The sequence below is a fragment of the Actinocrispum wychmicini genome (assembly GCF_004345645.1).
Classification (GTDB): domain Bacteria; phylum Actinomycetota; class Actinomycetes; order Mycobacteriales; family Pseudonocardiaceae; genus Kibdelosporangium; species Kibdelosporangium wychmicini.
In genome coordinates this window covers 134,941-151,508 of sequence record NZ_SLWS01000017.1, presented here as the reverse complement: position 1 = coordinate 151,508, position 16,568 = coordinate 134,941, and the positions used below count along the sequence as shown (strand labels likewise).

Annotated in this window: 12 protein-coding genes; 3 read left to right on the top strand and 9 right to left on the bottom strand. The window is 69.7% G+C overall.

What is annotated here, in order from left to right:
- Positions 1-21 precede the first annotated feature (21 nt).
- Genes EV192_RS49125 through EV192_RS49095 form a run of 7 tightly spaced genes read right to left on the bottom strand, consistent with a single transcriptional unit; the run spans position 22 to position 6,576 of the window.
- Positions 22-1,005 (bottom strand): LLM class flavin-dependent oxidoreductase, encoded by a 984-nt coding sequence (locus EV192_RS49125; RefSeq protein ID WP_132125692.1) that lies wholly within the window; start codon positions 1,003-1,005, stop codon positions 22-24.
- On the bottom strand, positions 984-1,850 hold the full coding sequence (locus EV192_RS49120; RefSeq protein WP_132125691.1) for an ABC transporter permease: 867 nt from the start codon (positions 1,848-1,850) through the stop codon (positions 984-986). The genes EV192_RS49125 and EV192_RS49120 overlap by 22 nt, the downstream gene beginning before the upstream one ends.
- Positions 1,847-2,845, bottom strand: a complete 999-nt coding sequence (locus EV192_RS49115; protein WP_132125690.1) for an ABC transporter permease — start codon at positions 2,843-2,845, stop codon at positions 1,847-1,849. The genes EV192_RS49120 and EV192_RS49115 overlap by 4 nt, the downstream gene beginning before the upstream one ends.
- Before the next feature lie 3 nt (positions 2,846-2,848).
- Positions 2,849-3,217: a hypothetical protein gene (locus EV192_RS49110; protein ID WP_132125689.1), complete on the bottom strand. Its 369-nt coding sequence runs from the start codon at positions 3,215-3,217 to the stop codon at positions 2,849-2,851.
- An 11-nt stretch (positions 3,218-3,228) separates the two neighbouring features.
- A complete protein-coding gene (locus EV192_RS49105; protein ID WP_132125688.1) occupies positions 3,229-4,815 on the bottom strand; it encodes an ABC transporter substrate-binding protein in 1,587 nt (528 codons plus the stop codon).
- Complete coding sequence (locus EV192_RS49100) at positions 4,812-5,594, bottom strand: ATP-binding cassette domain-containing protein (protein ID WP_132125687.1); 783 nt, start codon at positions 5,592-5,594, stop codon at positions 4,812-4,814. Before EV192_RS49100 ends, EV192_RS49105 begins: the two co-directional genes overlap by 4 nt.
- Positions 5,587-6,576 carry an ABC transporter ATP-binding protein gene (locus EV192_RS49095; protein ID WP_132125686.1) on the bottom strand — a complete coding sequence of 330 codons (990 nt, stop codon included), beginning with the start codon at positions 6,574-6,576 and terminating at the stop codon, positions 5,587-5,589. The genes EV192_RS49100 and EV192_RS49095 overlap by 8 nt, the downstream gene beginning before the upstream one ends.
- A gap of 194 nt (positions 6,577-6,770) precedes the next feature.
- Here EV192_RS49095 and EV192_RS49090 point away from each other — a divergent pair, with 194 nt between their 5' ends.
- Together EV192_RS49090 and EV192_RS49085 are read left to right on the top strand one after the other, a co-directional pair.
- Positions 6,771-8,177, top strand: coding sequence for an amino acid permease (locus tag EV192_RS49090; protein WP_132125685.1), 1,407 nt, complete (start codon positions 6,771-6,773; stop codon positions 8,175-8,177).
- Complete coding sequence (locus EV192_RS49085) at positions 8,149-9,159, top strand: helix-turn-helix transcriptional regulator (protein ID WP_132125684.1); 1,011 nt, start codon at positions 8,149-8,151, stop codon at positions 9,157-9,159. Before EV192_RS49090 ends, EV192_RS49085 begins: the two co-directional genes overlap by 29 nt.
- Positions 9,160-9,162: 3 nt before the next feature.
- Here EV192_RS49085 and EV192_RS49080 read toward each other — a convergent pair whose 3' ends face one another.
- Both EV192_RS49080 and EV192_RS49075 read right to left on the bottom strand, forming a co-directional pair.
- A complete protein-coding gene (locus EV192_RS49080) occupies positions 9,163-12,858 on the bottom strand; it encodes a S8 family peptidase (protein ID WP_132125683.1) in 3,696 nt (1,231 codons plus the stop codon).
- 92 nt (positions 12,859-12,950) lie between these two features.
- Positions 12,951-14,162 carry a GNAT family N-acetyltransferase gene (locus EV192_RS49075; RefSeq protein ID WP_132125682.1) on the bottom strand — a complete coding sequence of 404 codons (1,212 nt, stop codon included), beginning with the start codon at positions 14,160-14,162 and terminating at the stop codon, positions 12,951-12,953.
- Positions 14,163-14,556: 394 nt separating this feature from the next.
- On the opposite strand from EV192_RS49075, the gene fusA reads away from it, so the two are divergent.
- Entirely contained in the window at positions 14,557-16,548 is a 1,992-nt protein-coding gene (gene fusA, locus EV192_RS49070; RefSeq protein ID WP_132125731.1) for an elongation factor G, read from the top strand.
- The last annotated feature ends 20 nt before the right edge of the window (positions 16,549-16,568 follow it).

Genomic DNA, 16,568 nt, shown 5'->3' with positions numbered 1-16,568 from the left:
GGGCGCTGACGAGCGGGAACACTAACGGTCCCGGTGTCCGCGCAGCGCCGGCAGGACCTCCGTGCCGAGCAGCCGGATCGCCGCGGCCGGGTCCGGCCCGAGCGGACCGCCCAGACTCAGCTCGGTGACGCCCGCGTCGATCAGCCCGGCCAGGCGGGCGCCGACCTCGGCCGGCGTGCCCACCACGGCCAGCCGCAGCATGTCGTCGGTGACCAGCCGGGCGGCGGCGTCCACCCCTCCGGTCCGCATCGCCGCCGCGACCGGGGCGAAGTCCGCCTCGGTGAGCCCGGCCAGGGCCAGGTCCCGGCCGGACAGGTACGGGCCGAAGAACGCGATCGTCGGCCGGATCAGGTCCCCGGCCACGGCCGGATCGTCCGCCACCGACACCCACACACAGCCAGACACCACGGCCTCCCCGCCGGCGCGTACCCAGCGCACGATCTCCGGCGCGGTCTCCGGCGGGAACAGGATCGGCAGCACCCCGTCGCCGTAGCCGCCCGCCTCGGTCAGGAACTGCTCGCCGTACGCGGTGACGTACAACGGGATGTCCGCCCGTGGCGGTGTGAACCCCAACGCACACCCCGGTTCCCACCGGAAATGTCGGCCTTCGGGCGGCTCCTTACCCGCCAGCAACGCCCGTACCAACCCCACCGCCTCCGCTGTCCGGGCCGGGATCTCGGCGCCGTCGACACCGAGCCTGGGCACCATGTCAGCAGTGTGCGCGCCGATGCCCGCCAACGCACGGCCGCCGGACAGCAGATCGAGCGTACCCAGGTATGCGGCGATCTCGGACGGGTCGATCGTCGCCGGGTTCATCCCCAAAGCGCCGATATGGATCTGACTCGTGGTTTGCGCGACCGCCGCGCACAGCGCCCACGTGTGCAGCATGAACGGGTCGCTCGCGAACCACACCTGGTCGAACCCCGCCTGTTCGGCGGTGACCGCGAGATCCACCAGTTCGGCCGGGCCGCCGACGAACTGGGTCAGCCGGATGCCGACGACCACTGTTTCCGTCCTTTCCGTTGAGGGGACATCAGGTCCTGCACGGTGTCACCGAGCACGGTGAACGCCAGTACCACCAGCGCGATGGCCAGTCCGGGGAACAGCGAGTACCACCAGGCGTCCAGCAGGAACCCGAGGCCGTCGCTGGTCATCACGCCCCACTCCGGGGTCGGCGGCCGGGCGCCGAGCCCGAGGAACCCCAGGCCGGCACTTGCCAGAATGACAAATCCGACATCCATGGTGGCCAGGACGATCACCGGGCCGGCGGCGTTGGGCAGCACGTGCCGCAGCAGGATCCGACGGGTCGGCGCGCCGAGCACCACCGCGCTCGCCACGTACGGCGACTGCCGGACGGACGCGACCTGGCCACGCATCAGCCGGGCGTACGCCGGCCACCACACCACGGCCAGCGCGATCGTGGTGTTCACCAGGCTCGGCTGCAACGCCACCACGACCACCATCGGCAGCAGGATGTACGGCACCGACAGGAACACGTCGGTGATCCGCATGATCACCTCGTCCACCCAGCCGCCGCGGAACCCGGCGATCAGCCCGAGCAGCCCGCCCACCACGGTCGAGAACAGCACCACCGACAACCCGATCGGCAACGAGATCCGGGCGCCGTGCACGATCCGGCTGGCGATGTCCCGGCCGTTGTTGTCGGTGCCGAGCCAGTGGTCACCGGACGGTGGCCGCAGCGCCGCACCCAGGTCGATGGCGTTCGGGTCATACGGTGCGATCACGTCCGGAAGCAGTGCCGTGACCAGGGCCAAGGCGAGTACGACGAGCGCGAACCAGGTGGCCCACTTCGGCCGTGGGCGCCTCCGCAACCTCCGTGGCGCGGTCACGCGAGTCGGATCTTCGGGTCGAGGTAGGCGTGCAGCACGTCCACCAGCAGGTTCACCACGAGGAAAGCGATCGTCGCCACGAGGGTCACCCCCATCACTGAGTTGTAGTCCAGCACGGTGATCGACTCGTACGCGTACCGGCCGATCCCCGGCCACTTAAAGATCTTCTCCACCAGCACCGAACCGCCGAGCAGATAACCGAACGCCAGGCCGGTCACGGTGACCACCGGCAACAACGCGTTACGCAACGCGTGCCGGTACACGACCCGCCGCTCCGGCACGCCTTTCGCCCGCGCGGTCGCCACATACGGCTCGGCCATCGCCTCCAGCATCGCCGACCTGGTCGTCCGCATCACCCTGGCCAGGGTCGGCAGAGACAACGTGAACGCCGGCAGGACCAGGTGCTGCAGCACGTCCAGGAACCCTTCGCCGTCGCCGCGCAGCGCGGTGTCCAGCAGGGCGAAGCCGGTGACCGGGTCGCCCGGCACGCTCGCCTGGCCCTCGCTGGGCAGCCAGCCGAGTTCCGCGTAGAACACCACGACCAGCACGATCCCGATCCAGAACACCGGCATCGCCACCCCGACCAGGCTGATCAGCCGGCCGAGGTGGTCGACCAGCTTCCCGCGGCGGGTGGCCGCGAGCACGCCGAGCGGGATCCCGATGGCGAGCGCGATCACCAGGGACGCGACGGTCAGCTCGATCGTCGCGGGCAGCGCGTCCAGCAGGTTCGCCGCGACCGGCCGTTGGTTCGTCAGCGAGTCACCGAGGTCGCCGCTCAGCAGCCGGCCCAGGTAGTGTCCGAACTGGACGATCAGCGACTGGTCCAGGCCGTACTGCTCGCGGATCCGCTGGACCGCGTCCTCGCTCGCGTTCAGGCCCGCCAGCACCCGCGCCGCGTCCCCTGGGACGATGTGCGTCAACAGGAACGTGATCGCGGCGACGGCGAACAGCAGCGGGACGGCGATCAGGATCCGCCGCAGGACGTAACGACCCATCGGCTACGGCTCTCCCGGCAGCCAGAGACCGCGCTCCAGCGGCTCCCAGTAGTCAAGGTCCACATTGGTCAGAAAGGGCTCGTACGGGTCGACCTTCTTGTACTCGGCGTACGGCCCGGACCAGTCCTTGCGCCGCTCCTTGTACTCGCGCCGCGCCTGCTCGGAGTGATACTCGAACAACATGGTGTACCGGCCTGTCGGCGCCATGTCCGGCTGGTTCACCTCATGGTAGTAGGACGCGGAGCGCCACTCGGGGAACAGCTCGGCGCGGTTGTCGGCCACCCAACGGAACCAGGTCCGCATGCCTTCGTGGTACTCGGCCGGGTCCACGTCCGCCCGGACGTTCCACGACTCCACCTCGAAGATGCTCACAGTACCTCCACTTAGGACTTCTCAACGGCGAACAGGTCGGGCCGGGACAGCGAGGATTCCTTGTAACCACGGATGTTCTTGCGCACCGCGCGCCGGTCCACGTCCTGGTACAGCGGCAGCCACGGCACGTCCTTGCTGATCCGCGCGGACGCGGCCAGCCAGTCCGCGTCCTGCGCCTTGCGGTCGGTCTCGCCGCGGGCGCGGTCGAGCAGCTGATCGACCTCGGCGTTCTGGTACCGCGCGATGTTGCCCTCGACCGACTGGGTCGCCTTGCCGTGCAGCTTGGTGTACAGCATCGCGTCCGGGCTGGCGTAGTTCATCGAGGACTTCCAGGAGAAGAACGGCAGGTCGCCCTTGCCGACCTTGTCGATGATCGTGCTCAACGGCAGTTCGCCGACCGAGCACTCGATGCCGGCGTCCTTCAGGTTCGCCTGCATCACTTCGGCGATCTGCTTCAACGTGCCGTAACCCGGAACGTAGGTGCTGTCGATCTTCAGGCCGTTGGCGTAGCCCGCGTCAGCGAGCAACGCCTTTGCCTTGGCGACATCACGTTTGTACACGGCGATCTCGGACGCGTTGTCGTAGCCGTCGATCAGGTCACGCGGCAGTGGGCCGCGCAGTGGCACACCGCTCTCCTTCACGACGTTGGCCATGATCGCGTCGTGGTCGATGGCGTAACAGATCGCCTGGCGGACGCGGACGTCGTTGAACGGCTTGCTCCCGGTCTGGAACACCCAGTACGTGGTGTCCAGCAACGGTGTCGACAGGATGCCGACGTCCGCCAGCCCGCCGAGGCGTTCGATCAGGTTCGCCGGCAGGTTCCCGGCCACGTCCAGGTCGCCCCGCTCGACTTGCAACGCGGCGGTGGACGGCTCCACCGGCGAGTTGAACAGCACGCCGCCGAGTTTCGGCCGACCCCGCCAGTGCCCCTCGTTCGGCTTCAGCTCGATCACCTGGTTGGGCGTCCAGCGGACGAACTGGAACGCGCCGCTGCCAGCCATGTTCCTGGCCAGGTACTTGGCGGCGGTCGGGTCGGCCTGGGTCTTGTTGGCCGCCACCACGGTCGGGTTGACCACGGATCCGACCGCGTCCAACGCCAGCGCCCGCAGGAAAGGCGCGAAGGGCGCGTCGAGCGTGATCACGACCGTGCCGGCGTCCTTAGCCACGATGTTGCCGGGTTTGACGTGCTCGGTGAGCAGGAAGCTGGCGCCCTGGCCGACCTCCATGGTCCGGCGTAAGGACGCCACGACGGCGTTCGCGTCCAACACGCTGCCGTCCGAGAACTTCACACCTGACCGCAGCGCGAAGCTGTACGTCACGCCGTCGGGCGAGATGTCGTACCGTTCAGCGAGGCCTGGGGTGACGTTCTTGGCGTCGGCGGTCAGTTCGACCAGCCGGTCGTAGACGTTGTGGATCACGATGCCGGAGTTGGACTCGGTGGTCGTCGCCAGGTCGAGCCCTTTGGGTTCGGCCGACATCGCGTACTTCAGCACGGCATTGCCGGACGCGGCGGGCTTGCGCGTGTCCGCGCACGCCACCGCGAGCGGGCCGAGCACGGCAATACCGCCCGTGGCCCTGAGGAAGCCTCGACGGTTCATGTTCGCTCCTTCAATCTCGGCACGGCGGCCAGCAACGCCTGGGTGTAGGGGTCGGTGGGGGCGCGGAACACGTCGTCCGCGGTGCCGGTCTCGACGATCCGGCCCAGGTACATCACCGCGATCCGGTCGGCGATCTGCCGGACCACGGCCAGGTCATGGCTGATGAACACGTAGGCGATGCCCAGATCGGCCTGCAACTGCCGCAGCAGCGCGATGATCTGCGCCTGGACGGACACGTCCAGCGCGGACGTCGGCTCGTCGCACACCAACACGGCGGGATGCGGCGCCAACGCCCGCGCGATGGCCACGCGTTGCCGTTGCCCGCCGGACAGGTGGTGCGGGTGCCGCGCGGCCATGGTCGGGTCGAGCCCGACCCGTTCCAGCAGCTCACCGACGGAACTCCGGGCGTCCGGCAGGCCATGCACCTGGTACGCCTCGCCAACCAGGTCGCCGACACTCATCCGCGGGTTGAGCGAACCGAACGGGTCCTGAAACACCATCTGCACCCGCTTGCGCAACGGGCGACGCCGTCGTTCCGGCAGCGCGGTCCAGTCCGTGCCGTCCAGCAGCACCCGGCCGGACGTCGGTGTCTCCAGGCACACCAACGTCCTGGCCAGAGTGGATTTCCCGCTGCCGGACTCGCCGACCAACGCCAGGGTCTCGCCGCGATCCAGGTCGAAGCTGACATCGTCCACGGCCCGCAGCACAACCCGCTTCCGTCCATTGCGGACAGCGAAGTCCTTGACCAGATGCTCGGCCGTGAGTAAGTGCTCACTCACCGGCGACCACCTCCGCGTGATGGCACGCGGCCAACGTCTCGTCCGCCAGCACCCGCAGCTCGGGCACTTCGGCCCGGCACAGGTCGTCGGCGAACGGACACCGCACCGCGAACGGGCAACCTTCGGGCAGCGCCGCCGGGTCGGGTGGGGAGCCCGGGATCGACCCGAGCTCCTCCACCCGCCTGTCCACCCGCGGCACGGACTGCAACAACGCGATCGTGTACGGGTGCCGGGGCCGCTGGTAAAGCCGTTGCAGCGGGCCCGTTTCCACCACCTGGCCGGCGTACATCACCACGCCCCTCGTCGCGATCTGTGCCGCCACGGCCAGGTCGTGGGTGATCAGCAGGAGCGCCGTCCGGTACTCCCGCTGCAAGTCCTTGAGCAGCGCGATGATCTGCGCCTGCACAGTGACGTCAAGCGCGGTGGTCGGTTCGTCGGCCAGCAACACGTTCGGCCCGAGCGCGACGGCCATCGCGATGATGATCCGTTGCCGCATGCCACCGGACAACTGGTGCGGGTACTGCCGGGCCCGGTGCGCAGGCTCAGGAATACCGACCCGTTCGATCAGCTCGACCGCCCGGCTCAGCGCCTCCCGCTTGCGGGTCCCTTGGTGCACCTGGAACGTCTCGGCGATCTGCGCGCCCACCGAGTACGCCGGGTTGAGCGCGCTCTGCGCGTCCTGGAACACCATGGCGATCTCACTGCCGGCCAACGAACGCCGCCGGGCCGTGGGCAGGTCAAGCAGGTTCTCGTCGCGGTAGCCGATCCGGCCGGTCACCTCGGTGCCCGGCTCAAGCAGCCCCATCACCGCCCGCGCGGTCGCCGTCTTGCCGCACCCGGACTCGCCGAGCAAGGCCACGGTCTCTCCTGTGTGGACAGTCAATGAGACGCCGCGCACCGCTGGTACTGGACGAGCACCCTGGTACGTCACGTGTAGGTCCTCGATGGCGAGGGACGGGGTGTCGAGAGTGGACCCGATCATCTGTCACCTCCCGGCGACGGTTTTCGAGTACGCTAAATTCGTTTAGTCACGCTGTCAACGCGTCGGCCGCCGTGACTTCCGGACGGAACCCACCCGGACCGTGGTGATCATTGCCCGAGACGTTGACAGGACCTCGCCGGGGTCGCACACTGCCTAAAGCCTGTTTAGCCTCACTGAAGCGGCTGGGGTGTTACATGACGGTTTCCCCGTCCACTGCTCAAGGTCTGCGGCGCACGCTCACCGGGCGGCAGCTCAGCATGATCGGCCTCGGCGGCGCGATCGGCACCGGGCTGTTCCTCGGCTCGGCGCTGGCCATCTCGCAGGCCGGTCCCGCGACGATCCTGGCGTACGCGTTGTGCGCGCTGGTCGCGTTCGTCATCGCCTGGGCGCTGGCCGAGATGGTCGTGGTGCACCCGGAAGCCGGGTCGTTCGGCGCCGTCGCGCAGCGCTATCTCGGCCCGCTCGCCGGCTTCGTCCAACGCTGGACCTATTGGACCATCCAGGTCATCGCGGTCGGCGGCGAGGTCGTCGCCGCCGGGCTGTACGTTCGCTTCTGGTGGCCACAACTGCCGCTGTGGGCCCTCGTCGTGTTCTTCTCCGCGGTGGTGCTCGGCGCGAACGCGTTGGCCGTGCGGTTCTTCGGCACCGTTGAGTACTGGTTCGCGATGATCAAGGTGGTCGCGATCGTCGTGTTCATCGGGCTGGGCCTGGTGTTGATCATCTTCGGCCTGCCCAAGTCGCCCGCGACCGGGCTCACCAACCTCACCGCGGACGGCGGCTTCCTGCCGCACGGCATGCAGGGCCTGTTCCTGGCCATGGTGTTCGTGCTGTTCAGCTACATCGGCACCGAAGTCGTCGCGGTCACCGCCGCCGAGTCCGAGAAACCCGAGCGTGACATCCCCCGCGCCGCCCGCCGCATGGTGCTGCGGCTGGTGCTGTTCTACGTCCTCGCCATCGCCATCGTGCTCGCCGTCGTCCCGTGGACCGTGACAGCGCAGGGCGGCACGGTCGACACCAGCCCGTTCGTGCGCGTCTTCGAGAGCGCGGGCATCCCGGCCGCGGCCACGATCACCAACTTCGTCGTGCTCACCGCCGCGCTGTCCAGCGCCAACACGAACCTGTACCTGACCACCCGGATGCTGCACTCGCTCGCCAGTGACGGGTACGCGCCCGCCTGGACCGGACGGCTCAGCAAGGCCGGCGTACCCCGCAACGCGCTCGTCCTGTCCGCGCTCGGGCTGGGCCTCGCCGCCACGTTATCGGTCACCTCGGCGGACAGCGCCTACATCGCGTTGTTCGGGATCTCGGTGTTCGGCGCTCTGCTGGTGTGGATCATGATCCTGGTGACGCACTGGGCTTTCCGGCGTGCCTCGGCCAGTGCTTCGTCGGTCCGGCTGTGGGGCGCGCCCGTCACGTCCGGCCTCGCCGCGTTGTTCCTGCTCGCCGTGATGGTCTCCACGGCGTTCATCGACGGCCTCGACACCGCGTGGATGGCCGGATTGCCGTTTTTCGCGATCCTGATCGTCGCGCATATCGTGATCACTCGACGACGATCACTTTCGGGGAGCAAGAATGCTGAACGCCATCGGGGTGACAGGTGACGAGGAGCAGGTCTATCGGCTGATCGTGGGCACGTTCGACGCCAGGCCGGACCAGGTGGCGGGACGGCTGGGGCTCAGCCCCGGCCGGGTCGCCGCGATTCTCGGCTCGTTACACGCCAAAGGCCTGGTCAGCCGGGTCGCGGCGGACGAGCCGAGGTACGCGCCGTCGCCACCGGACGTGGCGTTCGGCCCGCTGCTGATGCGCGGCCAGGAGTCCCTGGAGTGGGCCCGCAGCGCGGTCAGCCAGCTGGTCGAGGAGTACCGCGGCGGAGCCCGGCGGCGGGACGCGAACCAGCTGGTCGAAGTGATCACCGGGCGGGCGGCGATCCGCCAGCAGCTGACCACCCTGCAGGTGGGTGTCCGGCACGAGATGCGGTGGTTCTGCCGGGCCGGGCACATCGCGATGGCCTCGGGCGAGAACTCCGAGGAGTACGAGGCGCTCGCCCGTGGCGTGACGTACCGGGTGATCTACGAGCGCGCGATGCTCGAGGAACCGGGCATGATCGAGAACGTGGACACCGGGATCCGGGCCGGCGAGATCGCCCGGTCGGCCACCACCCTGCCGATCCGGATGGCGATCGCGGACGACACCATCGCGCTGTGCCCGCTGGTGCAGAACCTGGACGGCAGCGGCGAGCCGACCGCCGCCCTGGTCCGGGAGAGCAGCCTGCTCGCCGCGCTGATCGCCCTGTTCGAGAGCTACTGGGAGCGGGCGTGGCCGCTGCGGGCCGGCGAGCCCGAGGCGGCCGAAGCCGTCCCCGAGACCGACGAACGCCACCTGCTGTCGCTGCTGGTCGCGGGCGTCACGGACAAGGCGATCGCGACCCGGCTCGGAGTGAGCCACCGGACCGTGCAACGCCGCATCCACGACCTGATGAGCCAGATGAACGTGCAGACGCGGATGCAGCTCGGCTGGGAGGTCAGCCGGCTGGGCTGGCTGGACGAGCCGGTTCCCGGCCCCGTCGGGACCGGGAACCGCTGACCGCTACGCCAGGCCGTAAGCCCGCAGCACGGTCTGTTCGACGGAGTTGCCGCCCGCGTCGACGGCCCGCACGCGCAGCGCGACGAACCCGTTAGTCCGGTCCAGCCTGGGGTGGTCGACGACCGCCCGGAACCGGCCCTGCCCCTGGTTGACCAGCCTCAGGTTCGTCCACGTACGACCGTCGTCATAGGACACCGAGGCGGTCATCCGCTCGACCTTCGGCCCGGCCAGCCCGTCCTGGTGGCGCGCGGTCAGGTCGATCGCGGTTCGCCGGCCCGCCGGGGCCTTGTTGGCCAGGTCGGTGGGCACGCCGTAGTCCAGTTGGAGCAACGGGAGCAGCTGGTCCTGGCCCGCCGCCGGGCGCTGCGAGCGGAACGTCCACGACGTGTCCGTGTGCGTGCCGAACTGCCAGTTCGGCGTGGTCCGGGACACCGACAGGTCCAGCCGGTAGGTCGCCGGATCGGGCGACACGGGGAACGCGCCCCACGCCACCGGCGCCTCCTTCAGCAGCCTGCCGTCCTGGTAGAGCCGCGCCACCTCCTGGTCGGGTGTGGAGTCGATCTCCCCTTCTGTGAACGCGTAGTGCGTGGCCTCGGCGTCGACGAACTCCGGTACGCGCAGTGACATTCCGTCACCGGACCGGGACGACTGGAGGCCCTTAGGGATCGCTGGCCGGACCACCGGCGCGAACCAGTTCTCGGTCGACTCCCGCCCCGGCTGGTAGGTGCGTGGCGCGTCGACCATGCCGCCGTTCAGCGGGTTCATCTCGTCCCAGCTGTAGTAGTGCTTCACCCGGTGCTGCCAGATGGTGTCGTCCGCGGTGACGACCTCCTCGCGGACCCGCCCGGTGGGCATGAACCGCTGGTACTGGTTGACCGCGTACGTCTCCCACGGCCGCCAGCTGAACCGCTGCTCCTTCGCCCATTCGGCGGCTCCGGTCTTTCGGTAGCCGGTGATCACGGTCGCGGAGTTGCGGTCGGTCACCCGGTGCACGACCCGGTCCGGCACGCGATCCTTGGTGACCTGCTCCACGTCGTACAGGTACGGGCTGACCGGCATGCCGCACAGCAGCAGGCTCGTCCAGACGCGCGCCGCGCGTTCGGCGAGTCGCTTGCCCTGGTCGCGGGTGATCAGGGCGGTCGGGATCGGCAGCCGGTCACCTTGTGGACGCCACTTGGTGTACGTCGACCATCCCGCCGGGCTGGTGATCACCACCATCGCGGCGCCCGCCTTCGCGGCGTCGGCGGCGGCCTTCTCCACGTCGTAGCTGTTCTCGTCCGGCGCGACCAGGGCGATCTTGCCGCGGACGTCCACCCTTCGGTAGTCCGTGACCGGGACCACCCGCAGCCACCGCACCCCGGAGAACACGGGCGACGACCCGTAGTAGAACAGCTCCGCCTGGAGGTCGAACGACGGCAGCACGGTCGACGTCAACATCGGCGCGGTCATCTGCCATCGCGTGCCGAACTCGAGGGTGCCCTTCTTGACGCGCTCGGTCGGGGTGACGTAGACGCGCCGGGTGCCGTCGAAGTCCATGCCGTAGTCGGTGATCCTGCGGCTGCCGAACTCGCGGTGCGTGAAGTAGCTCAGGATGCCGTTCTGCACCGCGGGCCGAGGTGTCTGGATCTCCACCGGCACGGCCTTGCGCGCGTCCAGGACCACCGTCATGTCCTTGGTGACCTCGAACTCGGGGAGGATGACGTGGGTGGTCTCCTCGTCCGGCGCCAGCCCGTCGTGGGTCGAGCCGTGGATGTAGTAGGCGCCTTCGCCGACCTCGAACGTGTAGGACCCGAAGATGTCGCCGACCGCGTCGAACCTGTCGTCCTCGCCGCGCAGGGTCATCCCGTACATGGTGCCCTTGCCGTCCCGGCCGATGCCCTTGACCGTCAGCTTGTGCTTCGGCGCCTCCTTCACCAGCCCGAGCGTGGTGTGCACGCCACCGGCCACGAGGCGGCCGGTGTAGTTGCCGCGCACCAGCCGGGCCGAGTCGACCGTGATCGTGACGGTCGCACTGCCGCCGGCCGGAACGTCCACTGTGGACTTGTCCGGTCGGACCGCGTCGCCGGCCGTGCCGCCGTCCGGCCGGCGCAGGTCGAGCTGCAGGGGCAGGCTCGCCGACGCGGACGTGGTGTTGGTGTACGTGACCGTCTTGCGGATCGGGCCCGAAGTGTCGTTGAGCGGCCCCAAGTTCAGCGTGCCGGTGGCGTAGACGCCGGTGTGCGCGGCCGCGGCGGCGACGTCGACCCGGCCGCCGCCCTGCTCGAACACACTCAGCCCGTTCGCCGCTTTGGCGGTGCTGGCCAGCCCGTCCTTGAGCTGCTGACCCGTCCATTGTGGATAGCGCTGGGCCAGGATCGCGGCCGCGCCGGCCACGTGCGGCGTGGCCATCGACGTGCCGGACGCCGCGGTGTAGTACTGGTCCACCGGGGTGCCCATCGACGTGCCAGCCGCGCGGGCGGCCACGATGCCCACACCCGGCGCGGTGATGTCCGGCTTCACGGCCAGATCGCCCACGCGCGGGCCCCGGCTGGAGAACGGAGCGAGCGCTTCCTGCCGGTCCACCGCGCCGACGGTCAGCGCCGCGTCCGCGCTACCGGGCGTGCCGACCGTGGACGCGCCTTCCTCACCGTCATTGCCGGCGGCCACCACGAACAACGTGCCGGTGCGCGCGCTGATCTCGTTGAGGCCGACGCTCAGGTCGTCGGTGCCGTCGGTCGGACCACCGCCCAGGCTCAGGTTCACCACCTTCGCGCCGGACGCTGCCGCCCACTCCATCCCCTGCAGGATCCAGGAGAACTCACCACTCCCCGTGTCGTCCAGCACCTTGCCGACGATCAGCTTCGCGCCGGGCGCGACGCCCTTGCGGGTACCGCCCGCCGCGGCCCCGGTGCCGGCGATGGTCGCCGCGACGTGCGTGCCGTGGCCGAACTTGTCGCTGGTGTCCGGGCTGGGCGTGAAGTTCGCCGACCCGACCACCTTGCCGGCGAGGTCGGGGTGGGTGGCGTCGTAGCCGGTGTCCAACACCGCGACCGTCGTCCCGGTGCCGTCGAAACCCGCGGCCCACGCCTGCGGGGCGCCGATCTGCGGCACGCTGCGGTCCAGCGAGGCGCGCACCTTGCGGTCCAGCGAGATCCGCTCGACCCCACCGGCCATAATCTGCGGGCCGCCGAACGCCTTCCAGAACTCGCCGGCGCGACGCTTCTCCTCGCGCACCGCCCGACCGTGCAGGCTGGGCAGCTCCGGGCCGGGTTCGGTCGCGGCCAGCGAGGGCACGGCCGCGACCGAGATCCTGTCCGAGTACCGCGCGATCAGCGGCAGCGAACCGCTCTGCTCGTCCGCGTACCCCTGGGCGATCAGGTCGGTGACGTTGAACAACGCCTTGTCGAGACGATTGCTCTGCAGGTACGGCATGGCGTCGGACGGGATGACCGACAGCTTGCCGTCGACCTCGTCCTGCCGGAACCGGATCGACTCCCGGCCCGCGCCGGGCACGACCTGCGCGACCTGGCGGCCACCGGGCTGGCCTTCGACCTGGACCACGTCACCGGTGAGGAGCGTGACCGTGTGCCGCTCGCCCGGGATCCCGGGGGCGGCCGATGCGGCGCCGGGTGTGCCGGCCGTCGCGGGCGCGGCCTGGCCGAGCCCGATGACCAGGGCACCGGCGGAGCCGAGAGTGATGAATCGTGATCTCCACGTCATCGCCCCAGGGTCGGGCCGGTGACGTGACGCGTCACTACCTCACCGTGTCGCGGTTATGACATGTCGTAACTGGGACACAGACGCTGGCGCTGTCAGAACCAGTGCACGCAGTGCGGGGCACGCTCGCCTCGGAAAAGGTCGTCGGCGAGGGCGGCCGCGCCCGAACGATGGGCCCGGATGTGTCCGGCACGCACGAGTTTGCTCGGGGCGGTGCCGCCGAGGTAGATCGAGCCCAGGTCGCTCACGTCCAGGGACAGGTCCGGCTCCCGGTCCGTCGGGGCGCAGTCGGCCTTGCCGTCCCGGATGGTCAGCAGGTAGCGGCCGTGCTCGCCGAGGAACGGGTCGTCGACGTCGAGGACGAGCTCGCCGTCCGTCAACCAGCCGCGCGCGGTCAGCGCACGCGGGACGTCCAGCAGCCGCACCCACAGCCAGTCGGTGTCGTCGCTCACCTCACCGGCGCGGAAGTCCGCGAGCTGCCAGCGCAGCGGGTGGTCGGGCGGGACGTGCCTGACCACGACGTCCCTGACCAGGTCGTGGCCGAGCACGTACCGGGCCAGCGCTGTGCTGGCGGCGTCGTCGGTGGCGATGGTCTCGTCGACCGTCAGGGTGGCGGACTCGAGCGAATAGCTGGCGTACCCGTCCGGCACGCCGTCGGCATCGCGGTGGACGGCGACGTAGCGCGGCGCCGGAGAGATCGGAGGGTGCCCCGCTTCGGACGCCCACCAGCGGTGCGGCCGGGACAGCGCGCCGGGCTGTGCACGGCGGTACCGGTCGTAGACCTCTTCCAGTATCTCGCGACACTCGGTACGCCGCAGCACCTCGACCGAGCCCGTCGCTGAGGTGTCGCCCGACCGGGGGACGGCGAAAGTGGCCTGGTTGCGCGGCACCGTCACCCGCTGTGTGTACGTTGCCGGTCCGTAGCCGAACCTGCGGTAGATCAGGGCCTCGGAGGCCAGCAGTACGGCGACGAACTCCCCTCGCGCGCGCACGTCGTCGAGCTGATGCCGCATCATCGCGCTGAGCACGCCCTGGCGTCGGTGCGAGGGAAGGACGCCGACGGCGGTCACCCCAGCGGCCGGCGCGAGGATCCCACCGGGCAGGGTGAGCTCGAAGGAGTACGCGGCGGAGGTGCCGACGGGCCGCCCGTCGGCGGTCATGGCGAGCAGGCCGCGGTCCATTTCGAGCGCCGCCCACCAGACCCCGCCGCCGTCCTCGGTCGGGGTTTCCGGGAAGCGCCCGAACGCGGTATGGACTGTGTCGACGAAGACGTCGAGGTCCTGGTCGCTCGTGGGACGGATCTCCATTGCTGCCGCTGCCTCCTCGGGATACCGCGCTGTCGCGCCACAGTGCAGCGGCGACCCGAGGCAAGATCAAGCGAATTACGGCCGGCCGGAAAATCGGTTCGGCGTCCACTCAGGGGTCGCTACAGTCCTCGCGTACCCGCGACGAGTGAAGGGAGGCCGGCCGTGCGCTGTCACGATGCCGCCGTCCTCCGGTCGCGGTACGAGGTGATCCTGATGTCTTCGGTGGTCCGGTGCCGGCCGCGCGGCCGGCTCCGGACCCGGTGACGAACACCCGGCTCCGCTGATCCGTCCGCTTTCGTGCGGCCGGGGTGGGTTGTTCGCGCCGCGAATCGCGCTGACATGTCCGCCGGTTCACCTTGAAAGGCCATGTGCCGTGCGTCAGCTCACCCAACCCATGACCGACGTCCGCAACCTGGGCATCCTCGCCCATGTCGACGCCGGCAAGACCACTATCACCGAACGGATCCTCTACACGACCGGGACGACCCACAAACGCGGCGAGGTCCACGACGGGACGACCGTCACCGACTTCGACTCCCAGGAACGCGACCGTGGCATCACCATCTTCGCCGCGGCGGTGAGCTGTACCTGGGACGGCCACCGGATCAACCTGATCGACACTCCCGGGCACGTGGACTTCTCCGACGAGGTGGAGCGTTCGCTGCGAGTGCTCGACGGCGCCGTCGCGGTGTTCGACGCCGTGGCGGGTGTGGAGCCGCAGAGCGAATCGGTGTGGCGGCAGGCTGATCGGCACGGCGTTCCGCGGATCGCGTTCGTGAACAAGATGGACCGCGCCGGCGCCGATCTCGACACGGCCGTGACGTCGATCCGGGACCGGCTGCATCCGGTGCCGCTTGTGGTGCAGTTGCCGATCGGCCAGGAGGACGGCTTCACCGGCGTGGTCGATCTGCTCGGGATGCGTGCGTTGTCCTGGGTGGACGGTCAGGAAACCGTTGTGGAAGGCGCGATACCGGACGCCTTACTCGACGAGGCGCGTCGGCGTCGCCGTCGTCTGGAGGAGACGGTGGCGGAGCTTCACCCGGCGGTGCTGGAGGAGTTCTGTACGGCGTCGGCGGTGTCCGCGTCGACTCTGGCGTTGGCGTTGCGCGACCTCACCCGCAGTGGCGAGGGCCTCGTGGTGCTGTGCGGCTCGGCGTACCGCAACCGCGGGATCGAGCCGTTGCTGGCCGCCGTCGTCGCGTACTTGCCGTCCCCTGTGGACGTTCCGCCGGTGCGTGGGATGCGGCTCGCCGACCCGACGGCACCGGTCGTGGCGCTGGTGTTCAAGGTGGTCGCGACCGCCACGGGACGGTTGACGTACGTGCGGGTGTACTCAGGAACGATCCGGAAAGGAGTGGAACTGCTGGACGTCGGCGCGCGACGCACGGAACGGGTCGCGCGGATCCTGCGGGTGCGGGCGGACCGGCACACCGAGCTGGACGAGGCGTCGGCCGGCGACATCGTCGCCCTGGTCGGCCCGAAATCCGCTCGTGTCGGAGCCAGCCTCTGTGCGCCAACGGATCCACTGCTGCTGGAACCGCCTACAGTGGCGGATCCGGTCGTGTCCGTGGCGGTCGAAGCACGCAAGGCCACTGACAACGAACGCCTGACCGTGGCGTTGGCTCAGCTGGTCGAAGAAGACCCGTCGCTGACGGTGCGGACTGACCGGGAGACCGGGCAGACACTGCTGTCGGGCATGGGTGAACTGCACCTGGAGGTCGCTGTGGAGAAGGTCCGCCGGAGCCGTGGCCTGGAGATCGCCGTCGGCCGACCCAAAGTGGCGTACCGTGAAACGGTCGCGCGTGGCGTGTCCGGCCTGCTGTACCGGCACGTCAAGCAGGACGGCGGCGCTGGCCAGTTCGCCCACATAGTCCTCGACGTCCACCCCATGGCCGACAAGGACTTCGTGTTCGACTCAACAGTGGTCGGCGGCCGTGTCCCGCGCGAGTACATCCGCGCGGTCGAAGCCGGCTGCCGCGACGCCCTCACCGAAGGACCGCTCGGTGGCCACCCGGTCACCGGCCTGCGGGTGACCCTCACCGACGGTGCGACCCACCCCAAGGACTCGTCGGACCTGGCGTTCCGGACGGCGGGCCGGCTCGGTCTCCGGGAAGCATTGCGCGCCTGCGCGATGACACTCCTGGAACCAGTGTCCGAGGTCGCGGTCACGGTGCCTGAGGGCGCCGTCGGCGGCGTGCTCGGTGACCTGGCGATGCGTCGCGGCCGGGTCACCACCTCGGCCACGCGCGCCAACACGGTGACCATCACCGCGACGGTGCCGCTGGTCGAACTGTTCGGCTACGCCAACCGCCTGCGCAGCCGGACCCAGGGCCGTGGATCCTTCACGGCCCAGCCCGCCGGCTACGCCTCTGCTCCGGCGAGCTGAGCACATGATGGGTCCCGCTC

What these genes read in the sequence shown, in the direction of transcription:
- EV192_RS49115 (WP_132125690.1), bottom strand. Translation starts at nt 2,845, where the DNA reads ATGGGTCGTTACGTCCTGCGGCGGATCCTGATCGCCGTCCCGCTGCTG.
- EV192_RS49105 (WP_132125688.1), bottom strand. Translation starts at nt 4,815, where the DNA reads ATGAACCGTCGAGGCTTCCTCAGGGCCACGGGCGGTATTGCCGTGCTC.
- EV192_RS49095 (WP_132125686.1), bottom strand. Translation starts at nt 6,576, where the DNA reads ATGATCGGGTCCACTCTCGACACCCCGTCCCTCGCCATCGAGGACCTA.
- EV192_RS49090 (WP_132125685.1), top strand. Translation starts at nt 6,771, where the DNA reads ATGACGGTTTCCCCGTCCACTGCTCAAGGTCTGCGGCGCACGCTCACC.
- EV192_RS49085 (WP_132125684.1), top strand. Translation starts at nt 8,149, where the DNA reads ATGCTGAACGCCATCGGGGTGACAGGTGACGAGGAGCAGGTCTATCGG.
- EV192_RS49080 (WP_132125683.1), bottom strand. Translation starts at nt 12,858, where the DNA reads ATGACGTGGAGATCACGATTCATCACTCTCGGCTCCGCCGGTGCCCTG.
- EV192_RS49075 (WP_132125682.1), bottom strand. Translation starts at nt 14,162, where the DNA reads ATGGAGATCCGTCCCACGAGCGACCAGGACCTCGACGTCTTCGTCGAC.
- fusA (WP_132125731.1), top strand. Translation starts at nt 14,557, where the DNA reads ATGACCGACGTCCGCAACCTGGGCATCCTCGCCCATGTCGACGCCGGC.